11 protein-coding genes and 2 pseudogenes are annotated in these 15,049 nt (G+C 63.1%); 1 reads left to right on the top strand and 12 read right to left on the bottom strand.

Annotation, left to right across the window (positions count from 1 at the left end; translation table 11 throughout):
- Nucleotides 1-352: 352 nt before the first annotated feature.
- The 12 genes and pseudogenes from ACTJLB_RS06675 to ACTJLB_RS06620 all read right to left on the bottom strand — a co-directional run bounded on the left by ACTJLB_RS06675 (nt 353) and on the right by ACTJLB_RS06620 (nt 14,007).
- The gene (locus ACTJLB_RS06675; RefSeq protein ID WP_440782828.1) at nt 353-2,602 is read right to left on the bottom strand and encodes a two-partner secretion domain-containing protein; all 2,250 of its coding nucleotides are present in this window, start codon (nt 2,600-2,602) and stop codon (nt 353-355) included.
- A 239-nt stretch (nt 2,603-2,841) separates the two neighbouring features.
- Nucleotides 2,842-3,183 (bottom strand): annotated as a pseudogene (locus tag ACTJLB_RS06670) (MFS transporter); the annotation flags it as partial.
- Nucleotides 3,180-3,488 (bottom strand): hypothetical protein, encoded by a 309-nt coding sequence (locus ACTJLB_RS06665; RefSeq protein WP_440782827.1) that lies wholly within the window; start codon nt 3,486-3,488, stop codon nt 3,180-3,182. The gene ACTJLB_RS06665 and the pseudogene ACTJLB_RS06670, both read right to left, overlap by 4 nt.
- A gap of 38 nt (nt 3,489-3,526) precedes the next feature.
- A complete protein-coding gene (locus ACTJLB_RS06660; protein WP_440782826.1) occupies nt 3,527-3,976 on the bottom strand; it encodes a MarR family winged helix-turn-helix transcriptional regulator in 450 nt (149 codons plus the stop codon).
- Between the two features lie 987 nt (nt 3,977-4,963).
- Nucleotides 4,964-5,305 (bottom strand): sensor histidine kinase, encoded by a 342-nt coding sequence (locus ACTJLB_RS06655; protein WP_408473909.1) that lies wholly within the window; start codon nt 5,303-5,305, stop codon nt 4,964-4,966.
- Nucleotides 5,250-6,541 (bottom strand): annotated as a pseudogene (locus ACTJLB_RS06650) (ISNCY family transposase); the annotation flags it as partial. The pseudogene ACTJLB_RS06650 and the gene ACTJLB_RS06655, both read right to left, overlap by 56 nt.
- 224 nt (nt 6,542-6,765) lie before the next feature.
- Nucleotides 6,766-8,403: a gamma-glutamyltransferase family protein gene (locus tag ACTJLB_RS06645; RefSeq protein WP_440782825.1), complete on the bottom strand. Its 1,638-nt coding sequence runs from the start codon at nt 8,401-8,403 to the stop codon at nt 6,766-6,768.
- A gap of 66 nt (nt 8,404-8,469) precedes the next feature.
- Nucleotides 8,470-9,354 (bottom strand): ABC transporter permease, encoded by an 885-nt coding sequence (locus ACTJLB_RS06640; RefSeq protein WP_440782824.1) that lies wholly within the window; start codon nt 9,352-9,354, stop codon nt 8,470-8,472.
- The gene (locus tag ACTJLB_RS06635; protein WP_027780164.1) at nt 9,354-10,298 is read right to left on the bottom strand and encodes an ABC transporter permease; all 945 of its coding nucleotides are present in this window, start codon (nt 10,296-10,298) and stop codon (nt 9,354-9,356) included. The genes ACTJLB_RS06640 and ACTJLB_RS06635 overlap by 1 nt, the downstream gene beginning before the upstream one ends.
- A 5-nt stretch (nt 10,299-10,303) precedes the next feature.
- Nucleotides 10,304-11,800 carry an ABC transporter substrate-binding protein gene (locus ACTJLB_RS06630; RefSeq protein WP_087754657.1) on the bottom strand — a complete coding sequence of 499 codons (1,497 nt, stop codon included), beginning with the start codon at nt 11,798-11,800 and terminating at the stop codon, nt 10,304-10,306.
- A gap of 42 nt (nt 11,801-11,842) precedes the next feature.
- Nucleotides 11,843-12,988 carry an ABC transporter ATP-binding protein gene (locus ACTJLB_RS06625; RefSeq protein WP_440782823.1) on the bottom strand — a complete coding sequence of 382 codons (1,146 nt, stop codon included), beginning with the start codon at nt 12,986-12,988 and terminating at the stop codon, nt 11,843-11,845.
- Nucleotides 12,985-14,007: an ABC transporter ATP-binding protein gene (locus ACTJLB_RS06620; protein ID WP_020066048.1), complete on the bottom strand. Its 1,023-nt coding sequence runs from the start codon at nt 14,005-14,007 to the stop codon at nt 12,985-12,987. The genes ACTJLB_RS06625 and ACTJLB_RS06620 overlap by 4 nt, the downstream gene beginning before the upstream one ends.
- A gap of 127 nt (nt 14,008-14,134) precedes the next feature.
- Between ACTJLB_RS06620 and ACTJLB_RS06615 the strand changes: the two genes are divergently transcribed.
- Nucleotides 14,135-15,016 (top strand): LysR family transcriptional regulator, encoded by an 882-nt coding sequence (locus ACTJLB_RS06615; RefSeq protein ID WP_440782822.1) that lies wholly within the window; start codon nt 14,135-14,137, stop codon nt 15,014-15,016.
- Nucleotides 15,017-15,049 lie beyond the last annotated feature (33 nt).

The following is a 15,049-nucleotide window of genomic DNA, read 5'->3' as shown; positions in this document are numbered from 1 at the left end:
GCTGGATCGCCTGCGACTGCGCGGTCCAAGCGGTGCTCATGATGAGTTCCTGATGGCAGCAACCGCGCAAAATCTGCGAAGAATGGCCAAGTGGCTCATGCCAGCAAGCAAGCAGATGAATCAGGCCGCTACATGACCAGCAACGGGGATCGCTGCCTGATTCAAGTTCGCCAATTCGCTAAGCGCCACAACTCGGAAACGTGTCGCCAACTCCTGCGCCCCCAACCACAACACGACTTTTTCAACAGAATCGGTCGATCAGAGCCAGTCGTCGTCGGGATCAGTTGGTTGGAGTGGGGAAGGGTGGCGACGATTTCGCGTACTGATCCAGTCCCACAGCATTGTGTTCCGCTCAATGTTCAACCTGCCAGCGCAGCACCGGATGCGTGGCGCCAGCCGGCATCGCCCACGCGCCATCGCTGCCGAAGTTCCAACCCACGAAGCTCTTTGGGTCACTCATCTGCGCAGTGGTCAGTCCGTTCAAAGCGGGCAGATTGCCGCCGCTTTCCGCCTGTCCTGTCGTTTCCTTATTCCAGTAGACGTCGCTGCCGAGCACTGTGCAACGCACACAGATTCCGCCTTCGTTCAATGGATTAAATGCCAGAACTCTCCCCGCTGCGAACGACTGCGAGATTGTGCCCACGTTGTGGTCGGCGAGACCTGCCGCTGGGCTACGCGACGCGATCGCCTGGACCATGCCAGTCGCATACGACTGCGTGATGGTTCCGTAGTTGTCGGAGACCAGTCCGCCACCGCCGCTGTCTGGATAGACCGTGGCACTGCTGCCCGAACGTGCGATTGTTCCAAAGTTACTGCCCACAAGAGCGCCTACCGACGCCGACGTGTCGTTGCTACGTGGACCGATGACGCCGGAGGAGAAGGCGTTGACGACCGTGCCGTGATTGGTCATGGCCAGAATGCCCTCAGATTGACCCGACGGCACCTGTTTCCCGGCCGACGCGTCGAGGAGATCGACGTCGCGCACTACCGCGTTTGCGGCAATATCACTGATGAACGAGATGTCAGGATTGAGATGCGACACGCTGTGCCACATGCCGTCGAATTGCCCGCTGAACTGCACCTTGCTCGCGAAGCCGAGCGTCTTGAACGCGTAACCCGTCGCGTCGATGTCGTGGCCAAGCGCGTAGTTGCCGCTCATATCGTTCTCGATGTTCTGCAGATCCTGCACCGTATTGACCAGCTTGTAGTCTGTGTTCTGCGTAACCAGTCCACTATAGTCGGGCGCCACCCACGCACTGTTCGCGAGCACAGTGCCGGGCGAATAACTGCCGTTCATGTCATACAGCGCGCTGACCGTGCCGGTGCTCTGCGACCAGTCGATCGTGCCATTGTTCGTGATGCTGCCGCCGTTGTTCACGCTCGCTGCGTCCGCGCGCAGTGTCAGCGCGCCGCTGCCCTGGTTGCTCAACGTGACGCCCGGGCTGACCGTCAGGCTATGTGCCGCGTTCAGCGCGAGCGATGCGCCACCGGTCCACTGAATGCTCTGATCCGCAACGAGGTCGCCGCTCTGGCCGTTGGCGCCGGTGGTCGTCATCGAAATGGATGTGCCGTCGTTGAGGCTGCGCGTGAAAGAACGCGACGCGCCGTTGTCGAACGTGTACGCGGGCAGCGTGACGTTCCACTGGCCCGCGACGACCTTCGCAAAGTCGCCCCAGAACGTGAAGAGACCCGTGTCCATATCGACCGTGCCCCCTTTGCCGTCCGCGTTCTTCGCGGCGATGTTGCCCGCCAGAATCACCTGTCCTTTCGGACCCGCGACGAGCCACACGTGACCGTCGCGCACCGCGGTGCCGGTCGCGCGTAGAACGTCGGCGTTGCCGGCCAACGCATAGATGTTGCCGTCCACGGCCTGCAGATTCACCTGCGCCGCTTCAATCGCGCCCGTGTTGACGATTGCGCCACCGCTCGCGGTCTGCACGAACATCTGCTGGGAGCTGGACGAGTCCTGCAACAGCACCTTGTTGCCCACCGCGATCTCGGCGGTGCCGTTCGGCGCACTGATGTTGCCGTAGTTGTCGACTTCGCTCGCGGCGATCAGCAGCACGTCGCCGTTCGTCGAGCCGATGTTGCCGAGATTCACCACGCGTTGCGTCGACTGGCCGGAAAACGTGAGCGGGCCGCCGGCCATGAACGACGCGTTGTCGGTGTCGAGTGTGGAGGCAACGAAGCGACCGCCCGTCGTGACCACGCCTTGTGGTCCGACCAGTACGCCTTGCGGATTGATCAGGTAGATGCTGCCGGTTGCGTTCAGCTTGCCGAGGATCATCGACGGCGTGCCGCCTGTCACGCGATTGAGCGTCGCGCCGTTGCCGTTGTTGATGTTGACGGTGTTGTTCCGGCCAATCGAAAAGCGGTTCCAGTCGATCACTCCGCGCGTTGAGCCAGGCTGGGTGACAGTGAGCGTATCGCCGGACGTGGCAATGGAGCCGTTGCCGCTCACATAGGCGCCGCCTTGCGGCAGGACGCCAGCCGCGACCACCGGCGCGGCGCACGAAAGGCCAAGAAGGGGGACGATGACGGAGACAGCAGATAGCCTGAGCGCACAGTGGGGCGCACGCATTGACAATGTATTGGGCGACATCGCTTCCTTTTCTATAAAAGGATTGGCATGCCACTCGGCCCGGCGGTCTGTTCAGGGTGTGGCCTCAGAAGCATAGTCATAAGTGGACCACTTAACTAACAACAAACTTTCAGCGTTTCGCGACGGCATTCACTTCTTTTGCGCCGTCGCGGTGGGCTTCAGGGGCTCGGTGAGGTTGACCGATGCACGGTGCATCGCGGCGTAGCCAACAGCGTGTCGTAACGTCTGGCGCTGGTCGGCCCCTGCAACAGACGGAAGCCGATCAATGCATCAGCCGACCACGCCAGGCCGCACAGCAGCGAACTGAGATTGAACGACGAGAAGCACCACAGGTAGAGCGCCTTGCCGCCGATCCGGTCGATCAGCCAGCTGTTGAGCGGAAGTACCAATGTGAGCGCCACCAGATACCCGCTCGTCACCCACTGAATGGCGGGCAATGTGGCATGAAGATCCTGCGCGAGACCCGACAACGACACATTGACGATAGTCGCATCGAGTTGCGCGAGCAGCGAGCCGAGTACGGCGACGGTGGTAATTTTCCAGACCAGCGGATCGAGCTGATCGCGTTGCGTCGCGCTCAAAACAGACCTTCGCGACGTACACGGCCGAAATGAACCGATGTGAAAGCACCCATAACTAGCACGCCGACGAGCAGCGCCGCGCTATCGACGTTCACGCCAGGCGCGAACGGATGGTGGACCAGCAACGCCAGACCGATCAATGCGTTCAGCATGCCCCACAGGAAATTGACCAGCGGCGACGACGGCCCTTTGCCATGCGGTGTCGAGAACGGAGAAGGGAACACCTCGCCGCGCAGACCTGCGGTGAGATGCGGCATCGCGTTGCACAGGAAGGCACCCGCGAAAAAGATCGCAACGAAGCTCATGGTTCGTCCTTCAACGAAAGCTGGAGAATCCGGAAACCCTAGGGAGGCGTGGAATCGCCGAGCCGCATGATGAGCGGAATGGCCGCAGCAAGCGTCGCGACGTCCTGCGGATCGAACTGTTCGAGCTTCGCCAGCAGCCATTCGCGTTTGGCTGCCGTGCGCCGCTTGCGTTCGTCCAGCCCTTTGCGCGTGATCGCGAACAGGATCTGGCGGCCGTCCGTGGGATGCGCTTCGCGCTCGACGCATGCCTCTTCTTCAAGGCCCGCGAGGATGGTTTTCATAGACTGCGGCTTCATCGATTCGGCGCGCGCGAGATCGGCGGTGGTCATGGGGCCTTCACGTTCCAGCCTCGCGAGCACGCTGGACTGCGACAGGTTCAGGTCGCCGGGATTGGTGCTGCGCAGCCGACGCAAAAGCTGGCCGACAGCCAGCGTTAGATCAGAGACGACGCATTCCAGCGGCGGAGTGGATTGACGGGAGCGAGCCATGAGTGAAGCGTAGATCAAGACAGATTAACTTGCAAGTTTATCTGTCAAGTTTGCGGACGCGAGCTACAACGTGTGCATTCATCCGGAATGTATGTGCGGACCGTCGTCCGGCTGATTTTTGCGTGCGAAGCTGGCGCTCGAATACCTTGTCGGGGGAGGCGGCAAATGGCCGCCTACGGCACAAAGCCGCGTGCTCATCAATAGGCGGCACCACAATTTATTGTTGTGATGCAGCAATTTTGCGCCTATGCTCAAGCGGAAAACGGTAAGGCATTTTTCGTCGATCCGTTTCCGCCGACGAAGGCGCACATGACGGAATCAAGGGATGCGCACGGCTTAACGCTTCACGTATTTGAACAAGGCGGCGGTTGGCACTGGGCGCTCACCGTAGAGCGAACGCTGGGAGCGGGGAAAAGTGCAATCGCTTTTAGCGGGCCAGCGTTCCGCTCGGAGGCAGAAGGCGTCGAGTGGTGTCGATCCAGTGCTGTCAGTGATGTCCAAAAAGGGACAGCCGGGGGTAGCTACATAAACGGCAGTTCGAATACTGGATAACGTCAACGACGAGGTGAGGAGGCACTTTGGAAGTCTGCGATATATGCGCCAACATTGACGGCCGCCCCGTCGATGTTCAACGGCAAGATAGCCTCACATTGATAGGCATTGCTGAGTGTAACGGTACGCTCGCTCTCGAGCACTATCGGTGCACCAGGTGCCATGCTGTCATCGCCAGACGATTCACGGACGACTCCACTGAACGAATCTGGAGCGTCATCGAAGCCGCACATTAAATAATTGATGCAGCCATCGGAACTCGACGGACTGCCTGTCGTTGACGGCAAATGCATGCACCCCACGTCGGTCGTCGCTGAGCGACATTCGTCAACTGGTTCGGGTCGCTGCATAGACATGACTGGAGAGGCTCGTCAGCGCGGATCAGCGCAATCGGCGCTCCAGTCGAAAGTGTTAGCGTTGGTGTGGTGGGTCTTTTCAGACGTCGGGAGCTCCACGGGGTAGTCGAACGGTGAAGACCGTTTCCGATTCGTCAGACCTTGCGGCCACATCGCCGCCGTGAGCATGGGCGATTTCTCTTGCAATGTAGAGGCCCGGGCCGAGGCTGTCCTCTGAGTCCGGCCGCGTTTCAGCGCCTGGACCGCGCTCAAGAGGTTCGAACACGCGACATAGGAAGGTCGGCGGTATGGCCGGTCCGCGGTTCCTGACGGCGATAGATATCTCGCGATCGCCTCCAGTGACCGTCACCTGCACGCTCCTACGGCCGCGGCGCTTCGCCCTGGTTGGTCCGCGATGGCGAGCCCGACGCCCGCCGGTCATCACGCTGCGCCTGGATCAACTGCGCCATCTGTAACGTGTGTCCAAGCCGCTTGTTATCGACCACCGCCGCCTGATTGATCTCCGAGAGCCGGTCATACGGCACACAGGGCAGGGCAGCGCCATTCACCCCGATCTCGATGCGCCCATCCGGATACTCGAACACATCCAGATAACTGTGAATCAGACTGCGGTTGGCGACCGTGTCTTCAAGCAGATAGATCACCCGGTCGTACTGGACCGTCAGCACCTTCGACACGCGCCGCGGCACACGGACCGTCAGGATCAGATCAAGATCATCATCCACCCGCAGCGGCCGGTGTGCATCGAACGTGCTCCGCGGCACCTTGCCAAACCGGCCGTTAAAGTCAGCGATGAAGTGGGGCGCGTAAGCATTGCCGGCCTCCTTCGTGCTGATCCCGCGTAGCCGCAATTCCTTGACGAGCCGGTCCTGCGACGTCAGATTGGCGCGCTCGACACGGCCCTTCGCCTGGCTGCTGTTGGCGCAGAACGTATCTACATTCAGCTCATACAGCGCGCGGCCAAACTGCGTCACACCCTTGCCTGGCGTGACCGAATGGCTGTTGCAGTGAAACACGCTGGCCTTGTCGCTGTACAGCGCCACCGGCTTGCCATGCTGTCGAGGTACGCGCGCATCGCCTCGAAGTAACTGAAGGTCGATTCGGTCGCCGTGAAGTGCAAGGCCATCAGCCGGCCCGTCGCATCGTCGATGAACACCAGCAGCGTGCACGCGGGCGCGCGTTCCTCGAACCACCGGTGATCGCTGCCGTCGATCTGCACCAGTTCGCCCAGACACGCCCGACGGTTCCTCGGCTGATGCAGCTTCGGTGGCCGCTGTTTGCGCGGAATCCACAGCCCGGCCTCACGCATCCAGCGCCGCACGGTTTCCTTCGCTAGTATCACGCCATGAGACTCGGCGAGTTTCTCGCACGCCAGCGTCGGCCCAAAATCGGCGTAGCGTTCGCGGATCAGCGCCAGCGCCCGCTGCGCCTTGCCGGCAGGAAGCTGGTGATTGCCCGGCCGGCCACGCTTGCCCGACACCAGTCCGGCCACGCCGGCTGCCTCATAACGCTGCACCAGCCGCTCGACCTGGCGTACACACAATCCCAGGCGCTCAGCCGCCTGGCCCGGCTTGAGCCGGGCCTCGGTCACGGCCTGAATGACCTTGAACCGATCCACTTCACGCATCGTCATCGTGATCGTCCCAGTCGCGTTCATCGCCGGCGCTCCCAAACGGATGGTCGACGATCAAACTAATGTCGAAATACGACATTTCTATTTAGCGGAAACGCGACATCTGAACTTGGGACTCACATCCATTCCGTTGATAATTTATATTATGTCAAATAACACGGAGCTTCTGTGTGTATATAAAGGTGGCGAAGACGTCCGCTGACGCCTTCGCGGTTCGCCGCAGGAACGGTCGGCGCGCGATGCGACGCTCAGAACCCTGCGGCCAGCCCATCGCGACGGCTGTCGCTTGCAGCGACATAGCCGCGTTCAGGCTCGTTGCGATCGAGCTTCCAGATGAACTGGCCCGAACCGAAATCCATATACGGATCATCGATCGACTTGATCGTGTGGCCCAGGCCTTCGAGCGCGCGTGAGGTCTGCGGATGGAGCGTCGATTCGATATCTATGGAGAAATCGCGGTTGACCTTCCAGCGCGGCGCATCGCATGCCGCCTGCGGCTGCTGGCTGTAATCGAGCATGCGCACCACGGTTTGCAGGTGCCCTTGCGGCTGCATGTCGCCGCCCATCACGCCGAAGCTCATGACCGCTTCCTGCTTGCCGTCCACCTGCTGCGTGAGGAACGCCGGGATGATCGTGTGGAACGGCCGCTTGCCGCCCTCGACCACATTCGGCGACTTCGGGTCCATCGAGAAACCGCAGCCACGGTTTTGCAGCGAAATGCCCATCTCAGGCACGACGCAGCCCGAGCCGAAGCCCATATAGTTCGACTGGATGAAGCTGACCATCATGCCGCGCTCGTCGGCCGCCGACAGGTAGATCGTACCGCCCGCCTTCGGCATGCCGAATCCGAAGTGCGTCGCGCGCTTCGGATCGATCAGCTTTGCACGCGATTTCAGATAGGCGTCGTCGAGCATTTGCGCAGGCGTCACTTCCATCGAGCGCGGATCGGCGACGTAGCGGTACACATCCGCGAACGCGAGCTTCATCGCTTCGATCTGCAGATGCTGCGATTCGATGCCGTCGAGCTTCAGCGCGGCGACGTCGAACTGTTCGAGGATGCCGAGCGCGATCAGCGCGGCGATGCCCTGCCCGTTCGGCGGAATCTCGTGAACCGTGTAGCCGCGATAGTTCTTGCCGATCGGCTCGACCCAATCGGGCTGGTAGTTGCGCAGATCGTCGAGCGTCATTGCCGCGCCGCAATCGCGGGAAAACGCCGCGATGCGTTCGGCAATTTCACCTTGGTAGAAGGCGCGCGGACCGTGTTCGGCCAGCATGCGCAAGGTCTTGGCGTGGCCCGGCATCTTCACCAGTTCGCTGACTTCGGGCGCGCGGCCACGCGGCATGAACGTATCGGCGTAGCCCGGCTGGTTCTTCAGTTCGGGCACGGCGGCCGCCCACTTGCGCGCGACGACGTTTGCCACGGCATGGCCGCGCTCGGCGATCTCGATGGCGGGCTCCATCAGATCGGCGAACGGCAGCGAGCCAAACTTCCGATGCAGCATTTCCCAGCCTGCGATCGCCCCCGGCACCGTCACCGTGTCCCAGCCCCGCACGGGCTGCACGGCGACGCCGTTGTTTTCGCCGTATTTGCGCCTGAAATAATCGACGTTCCACGCAGCGGGCGCGACGCCCGACGCGTTCAACCCGTGCAGCTTGCTGCCGTCCCACACGAGCGCGAACGCGTCGCTGCCGAGTCCATTCGACACCGGCTCGACGACGGTGATCGCCGCTGCTGCCGCGATGGCCGCATCGACGGCATTGCCGCCTTTCCACAGCATGCGCAACCCGGCCTGCGCGGCGAGAGGCTGCGACGTCGACACGATGTTGCGCGCGAACACGGGCATGCGCAGCGTCGGATAAGGGTTCTGCCAGTTGAAGCTTGTCATGTTGTCACTCTGGTGGTTTTGCTGGTTCGACCGCGCGCCATCGAAAGCCGTAGCGCGCGAAAAGCATCACGATTCGCGCGGATCGAGCGCGTCGCGCAGGCCGTCGCCTAGCAGGTTGAAGCCGAGCACGGCCAGGAAAATCGCGACGCCGGGAAAGATCGACATCCACGGCGCCTGGCTCACGAAGTCTTTTGCCGTGTTAAGCATCGAGCCCCACGACGGCGCGGGAGGCAATTGTCCGAGCCCGAGAAACGACAGGCTCGCTTCGGCGATGATCGCGCTCGCCACCGTCAGGCTCGCCTGCACGATGATGGGCGGCAGCACGTTCGGTAGAATGTAGCGCAGCATGATCCGCGCGTGATCGAGGCCAATCGCGCGCGCGCCTTCCACATATTCTTCGGCCTTCACGCTGATGGCCTGGCCGCGCGTGAGGCGAATGAAGCGCGGCATCGCCGAAATGCCGATCGCGGCCATCGCGTTCGTCAGGCTCGGGCCGAGAAATGCGCTCAACGCGATCGCGAGAATCAGGAACGGGATCGACAGCAGCGCATCGGCGATGCGTGAGATCACGCCGTCGACGAACCTGCCGAAGTAACCGGCGATCAACCCCAGCGGCACGCCGAGCACGACAGCAATGCCGACCGACACGACGCCCGCCAGCAACGACGCACGCGCGCCGTACAGCAGGCGGCTCAGCCCGTCGCGGCCGAGTTCGTCGGTGCCGAACCAGTGCGCTGCCGACGGCGCCTGGCGCACGGTCATGAAGCTCGCCTGCACGGGGTCGTAGTGCGTGAGCCACGGCGCGAACAGCGCCATGATCACGATGAGCGCCACCAGAAACGCACCGAACACGGCCGCGCGATTGCGCATGAAGCGTGTGAGCCCCCTGCGTTTGCGACGCGGCAACGCGGCGGCCGCCGACGCGGATCGGACATCGATTGAAGTAGCCATCAACTGCGCCTCAGTCGGGGATTGAGCAGGATATAGAGCACATCCGCGCACAGGTTCACGACGATGAACGCGACCGCCGTGACGAGCACGACGCCTTGCACGACGGGGTAATCGCGATTGAACACCGCATCGACGACGAGCTTGCCGAAGCCGGGAATCGTGAACACCTGCTCCGTCAGCACGGCGCCCGCGAGCAGTTCGCCGAACAGCAGTGCGAGCACGGTGACGATGGGAATCAGCGCATTGCGGAACGCGTGCTTGACGACCACGGCGCCGCGCAGCAAGCCTTTCGCGCGCGCCGTGCGGATGTAGTCGGTGCGTAAGACGCCGAGCATTGCGCTGCGCGTATGGCGCATCAGTTGCGCGCCTAGCGCGGCGCCCAGCACGAACGCGGGCATCAGCATCGTCTTGATGCTGAGCCAGAAGTCCTCGCCCGGTGACACATAACCCGACGACGGCAAAAGATGCCAGCGCACCGACACGATGAAAATCAGCATGATGCCGAGCCAGAAATTCGGTATCGACATGCCCGACAGCGCGAAGATGTTTGCCGCGTAGTCGAGCGGCCCTCCCCTGCTCGCCGCCGAAATCACGCCCGCCGGAATGCCGATGCCAATGGCGAGAATCATCGCCATCACCGCGAGCTGGATCGTGACGGGCAGCTTTTGCGCGATCAACGCGCGCACGGGCACGTCAGTGCGCAAAGACGAACCGAGATCGCCGTGCGCGACATCGCGCATCCATAGCGCGTACTGCGTCGGCACGGACTGATCGAGGTGATACTTGACCCGCAGCGTCGCGATCAGCTGCGGGTCCTGATCCTCGCCCGCCATCGCGCGGACCGGGTCACCCGGCAGCAGCTTCTGCAAGCCGAAAATCAGCATCGACACCAGGATCAGCGTCGGCACGGCCACGAGCAGGCGATTCGCAATGATCGGCAGCATGACGCTCAGCCCTTGATCGACACGCCGCGCAGGCGCACCAGACCGTCGGCGTAAGGCGTGAAGCCCTGCACTTTCTTCGACAGCACGAACGGCCAGGGCTGCGCGTAGATGTAGACGATGGGATCGTCGTCGGCGAGGATCTTACCCGCGGCGTCGTAGTCGGACTTGCGCTGGGCCTGGGTCTGCCTGGTGCGCGCCGAATCGAGCAGCGAATCGACCTGCTGGTTGCAGTAGTGCGCGTAGTTCAGGTTGCCCGCGCAGGTGTTGAACTGATGCAGGTTGCCGTCGGGATCGAGGCGCCCCGACCAGCCCGTGTACATCGCTTCGAAGTCGCCGGTGTGGCCTGCGTTCAGTTCCGTCGCGTAGTCGCTCGGACGCAGCTTCAGCGTGATGCCCGTTTCGCTGAGCATGGCCTGCAGCATCTGCGTGATCTGGCTCGCGACCGTGTTGTTCGGATACGCGAATTCAATGGTCGGATGCTCCTGGCCCGCCGCCTTCAGCAGCGCCTTCGCCTTCGCGACGTCGCGCTTCGAGGTCGGCAGCGACGCGTTGTAGTACGGGCTCGATTTCGGAATGCCCTGGTTCGCGGGCGTGAAGATGCCCGCACCGATCACCTGGTCGATCGCATCGCGGTCGATCGACAGCTCGAACGCCTGCCGCACGCGCTTGTCCTTCAGCGGACCGTTGCCGCGCGGGCCGTTGTTGATGTTGAACGTCACGTAGTAGAAGCCGAGACCCGTCACCGGCTTGAACTGCAGGTTCGCATCGCTCTTGACGGCGGCGACGTCGGACGGCGCGAGACGCTCCAGCATATCCAGCGAGCCCGAGCGCAGATTCGCGAGACGCACGGTGCTGTCGGGAATCGGCTGGAACACCACGCGCTGGACGGGATACTTGTCCGCGTCCCAGTAACCGGCGAACTTCTCGAGCACCACGCGATCGTTCTGCACGCGCTGCACGAATTTGTACGGCCCCGAGCACACGGGATGCGACGCGACGCCTGCCGCGTCGCTCAGCGTTTTCGGCGCGAGCATCATGCCCGCGCGGTCCGACAGCGTGGCGAGCAGCGCGGCGTCCGGCTGCTTCAGCACGATTTTCACGGTGCTGTCGTCGATCACATCCACATGATCGACCGACGACAATTCGCTCTTGCGGTTGCTGGTCGGCAGCGTGCGGTAGCGGTCGAGGTTCGCCTTCACGGCGGCGGCGTTGAACGGCTCGTCGTCCTGGAACTTGACGCCCTGGCGCAGCTTGAACGTCAGCGATTTGCCGTCGTCGCCCGTGGTCCACGACGTGGCGAGCATCGGCACGATCTTCAGATCGGGCGCGACATCGACGAGCGAATTGCACAGCGACGCGAACACGATCCGGTCGACAAACTGCACGCTGCGGGCCGGGTCGAGCGAGCCGATATCGTCCTGCAGGCCGATGCGGATGGTGGTCTGCGCCATCGCGGCGGAAGCGCTCAATGCGAGCGCGGCGGCAATCAACATTCTTCGCATGCGTCGTGTCCTTGTTGCGGTTCGGGTTGCCATAGGTGATCGTTAGCGGTTCGCTTCGGCGCTCGGTGCGGCCTGCGGCTGATTCTGCTTCTCGCGATAGATCGCCAGGCGCTCGTTGAGCTTCGCGCTGACGCTCGCGACGAGCGGCCTGCCGCCGCCCGCGTTCTGCACGTCGCGCCAGAAATGACACGCGACCTGCCGTCCGCCCGGCAGCGTTTCGGACAGCGGGCGCTCCTGCACGCAGCGCGGTTTCGCGTGCGGGCAACGCGTATGAAAGCGACAGCCGGGCGGCGGCGCCGTCCGGCTGGGCAGATCGCCTTGCAGCGCGGGCTTCGTGCGGCGCTCGTGCGGACTGCTGGCAGGAATCGCGCGCAGCAGCGCTTGCGTGTACGGATGCAGCGGCGCGTCGAACAGTTCGTCGACCTGCGCCAGTTCGACGATTTCACCCAGATACATCACCGCGACGCGGTCGCTCATGTGACGGATCACGGCGAGATCGTGCGCGACCATGATCAGCGTGAGCCCGAGTTCGGCCTTCAGCGATTCGAGCAGGTTGATCACCTGCGCCTGCACGGAGACATCGAGCGCCGACACGGGCTCGTCGCCGACGATCAGTTTCGGCTCGCCCGCCAGTGCCCGCGCGATACCGATGCGCTGCCGCTGGCCGCCGGAGAATTCATGCGGATAGCGCTGCGCATACGCCGGCTGCAGGCCGACTTTGGTCAGCAGCTGCGCGACGCGTTCGCGGCGCTCGCTGCCGCTGCTCGCGAGACCATGAAACGCAACCGGCTCGCCGATGATCTGCCCGACCGTCATGCCCGGATTCAGCGACGCGAACGGGTCCTGAAAGATGATCTGCATGTCGCGGCGCAAGCGGCGCAGCTTCGCGCCCTGCCAATGCGTGATGTCCTCGCCCTGATACAGCACGCGCCCTTGCGTCGCGTCGATCAAACGCAGCAGCATGCGCCCAAGCGTCGACTTGCCGCAGCCCGATTCGCCGACGATCGCGAACGTCTCGCCCGTGTGCACGGCGAACGAGACTTCGTTGACGGCATGAACCGTGGGCGTGCGCGTGAACATCTGCCGCTCGCCGCCGAAGCGTTTGGTGAGCGCGCTGGCTTCGATGATGGGCGTCGCGATGTGTGACGCGGGGTGCGACGCGGGGTGTGACGGATTCGCGGGCCTCATGTCAGCTCCGTTTGCTGCGCGGGCTTCACGAGCTGCTCGACAGGCGCGAGCCAGCAGGCGACGCGATGCTCGCCTTCGAGCGTTCGCTCGGGCGGCGCGGCGTCGATGCAACGCTGTTCGGCAAACGGACAGCGCGGCGCAAAGCGGCAGCCGCGCGGCATCTGCTCGGGCGTCGGCACGGAGCCGCGTATCGTGGCGAGCGACCCTTCTCGCTTGCCGACGGACGGAATCGCGCCCATCAGCCCGATCGTGTACGGATGCTGCGGATCGTCGAACAGATCGGACACCGTGCCGTACTCGACGATCTTGCCCGCATACATCACCGCCACGTGATCCGCCACTTCGGCGACCACGCCTAGATCGTGCGTAATCAGCAGCATCGCCGTGCCCGTCTCTTTCTGCAGATTGCGCACGAGCGCCAGAACCTGCGCCTGAATGGTCACGTCGAGCGCGGTAGTGGGTTCGTCGGCGATCAACAGGCGCGGGCTGTTCGCGAGCGCCATCGCAATCATCACGCGCTGGCGCATGCCGCCCGACAGCTGATGCGCAAACGCATCGAGCCGCGTTTCGGGCGCGGGAATATGAACAAGCCGCAGCATCTTGAGCGCCTCTTCACGCGCCGCTGCGCGGCTGACGCCGCGATGCCGCCGGATGCTCTCGCCGATCTGCTCGCCGACCGTGTAGGCGGGATTCAGCGAGGTCATGGGCTCCTGAAAGATCATCGACATGCGGTTGCCGCGAATGTCGGCGAGTTCGCGCTCAGACAGCCCGAACAGATCCACGCCCTCGAAATGCGCCGTGCCCGCGACGCGACGTGCGGGCGGGCTGGCGAGCAGCCCCATCAGCGCGAGCGACGTCACGCTCTTGCCGCAGCCGGACTCGCCGACCACGCACAGCGTCTCGCCCGCGTGGACGAGAAAGGACACCCGGTCGACGACGTTCGGTGCGTCGGGCAAATTCGAAAAGCTCAGCGAGAAGCCTTGTACATCGAGAACCGGCCGGCGTTCTGCTGCGGTCATGCCTGTTTACTCCGCATTGCGTGGCTCGTCCTTCCAGATCGTTGTGAAATCGATTATCTGGCTGCCAACGTACAAAAAATATTAAACTTTCTTTTCGACACTTAAGTTTTTCTCATGGATCGAACGAATGCCGACGCTACGCATGCTGAAGACTTTCAGGGCCGTTGCCCGCACCGGCTCGTTCTCGACGGCTGCCGAAAAGGTCGCGCTGACGCAGGCGGCCGTTAGCCTGCAGATGCGCGGGCTGGAGGAAGCGCTGGGCCGCCAGTTGTTCGACCGCCGCGGGCGACAGATCACGCTGACACAGCACGGGATGACTATCTGGCCGAAGGTCGAGCAGATCCTCGACCTGCTCGCCGACCTCGAAGCGAAGCCCACCGACGCGATGGAAGGCCCCGTCACGATCGGCGCGGTGGTGTCGGTGATCGGCGCGCTGTCGCTCGCCGTCGCGCGGCTGAAGGCGACGCACCCGCGGCTCGACGTGCGGTTGTTGTCGGCGCGGTCGGACGAACTGGCGGGCATGGTCGAAGCGGGCGACGTGGACGTCGCGGCCGTGGTCGCGCGCGCGGACGAGACGCTGCCCGACACCCTCAAATGGACCACGCTCTACACCGAACCGATGGTGCTGGTAGCGAACCGCGACATCGCCGATAATGACCCGCAGCGCATCTTGCGTGGGCACGGCTTTCTGCGCTTCGACCGGCGCGTGCGCACGGGGCAGGTGGTCGAGCAGGCGCTGGAGAAAGCGGGCTTGATGGTCAACGAGTATCTCGAACTGAATTCGATCGAGACGATTGCCGCGCTGGTGCGCGAGAAAGTAGGCGTCGCGGTGCTGCCGCTGCTGATACGCGGCAACTGGCTGAACGACCCGCTGCTGCGCGTGATCCCGATTTCGAGCCCGCCGGCGCTGCGCACGGTCGGCATGGTGCAGCGAGCTTCGGATGACAGAAAAGCGCTGATGCGCGAAATCGTCGATACGTTGCAGGCGATGCCGCGCGATCGTTCGTGATGCGGTTGTTGGCGTGCCGTTGTTTCGATGCCA

The sequence above is a fragment of the Paraburkholderia sp. 22098 genome (assembly GCF_052045935.1).
Taxonomy (GTDB): domain Bacteria; phylum Pseudomonadota; class Gammaproteobacteria; order Burkholderiales; family Burkholderiaceae; genus Paraburkholderia; species Paraburkholderia caledonica.
This window is presented reverse-complemented; position numbering and strand designations above follow the sequence as displayed.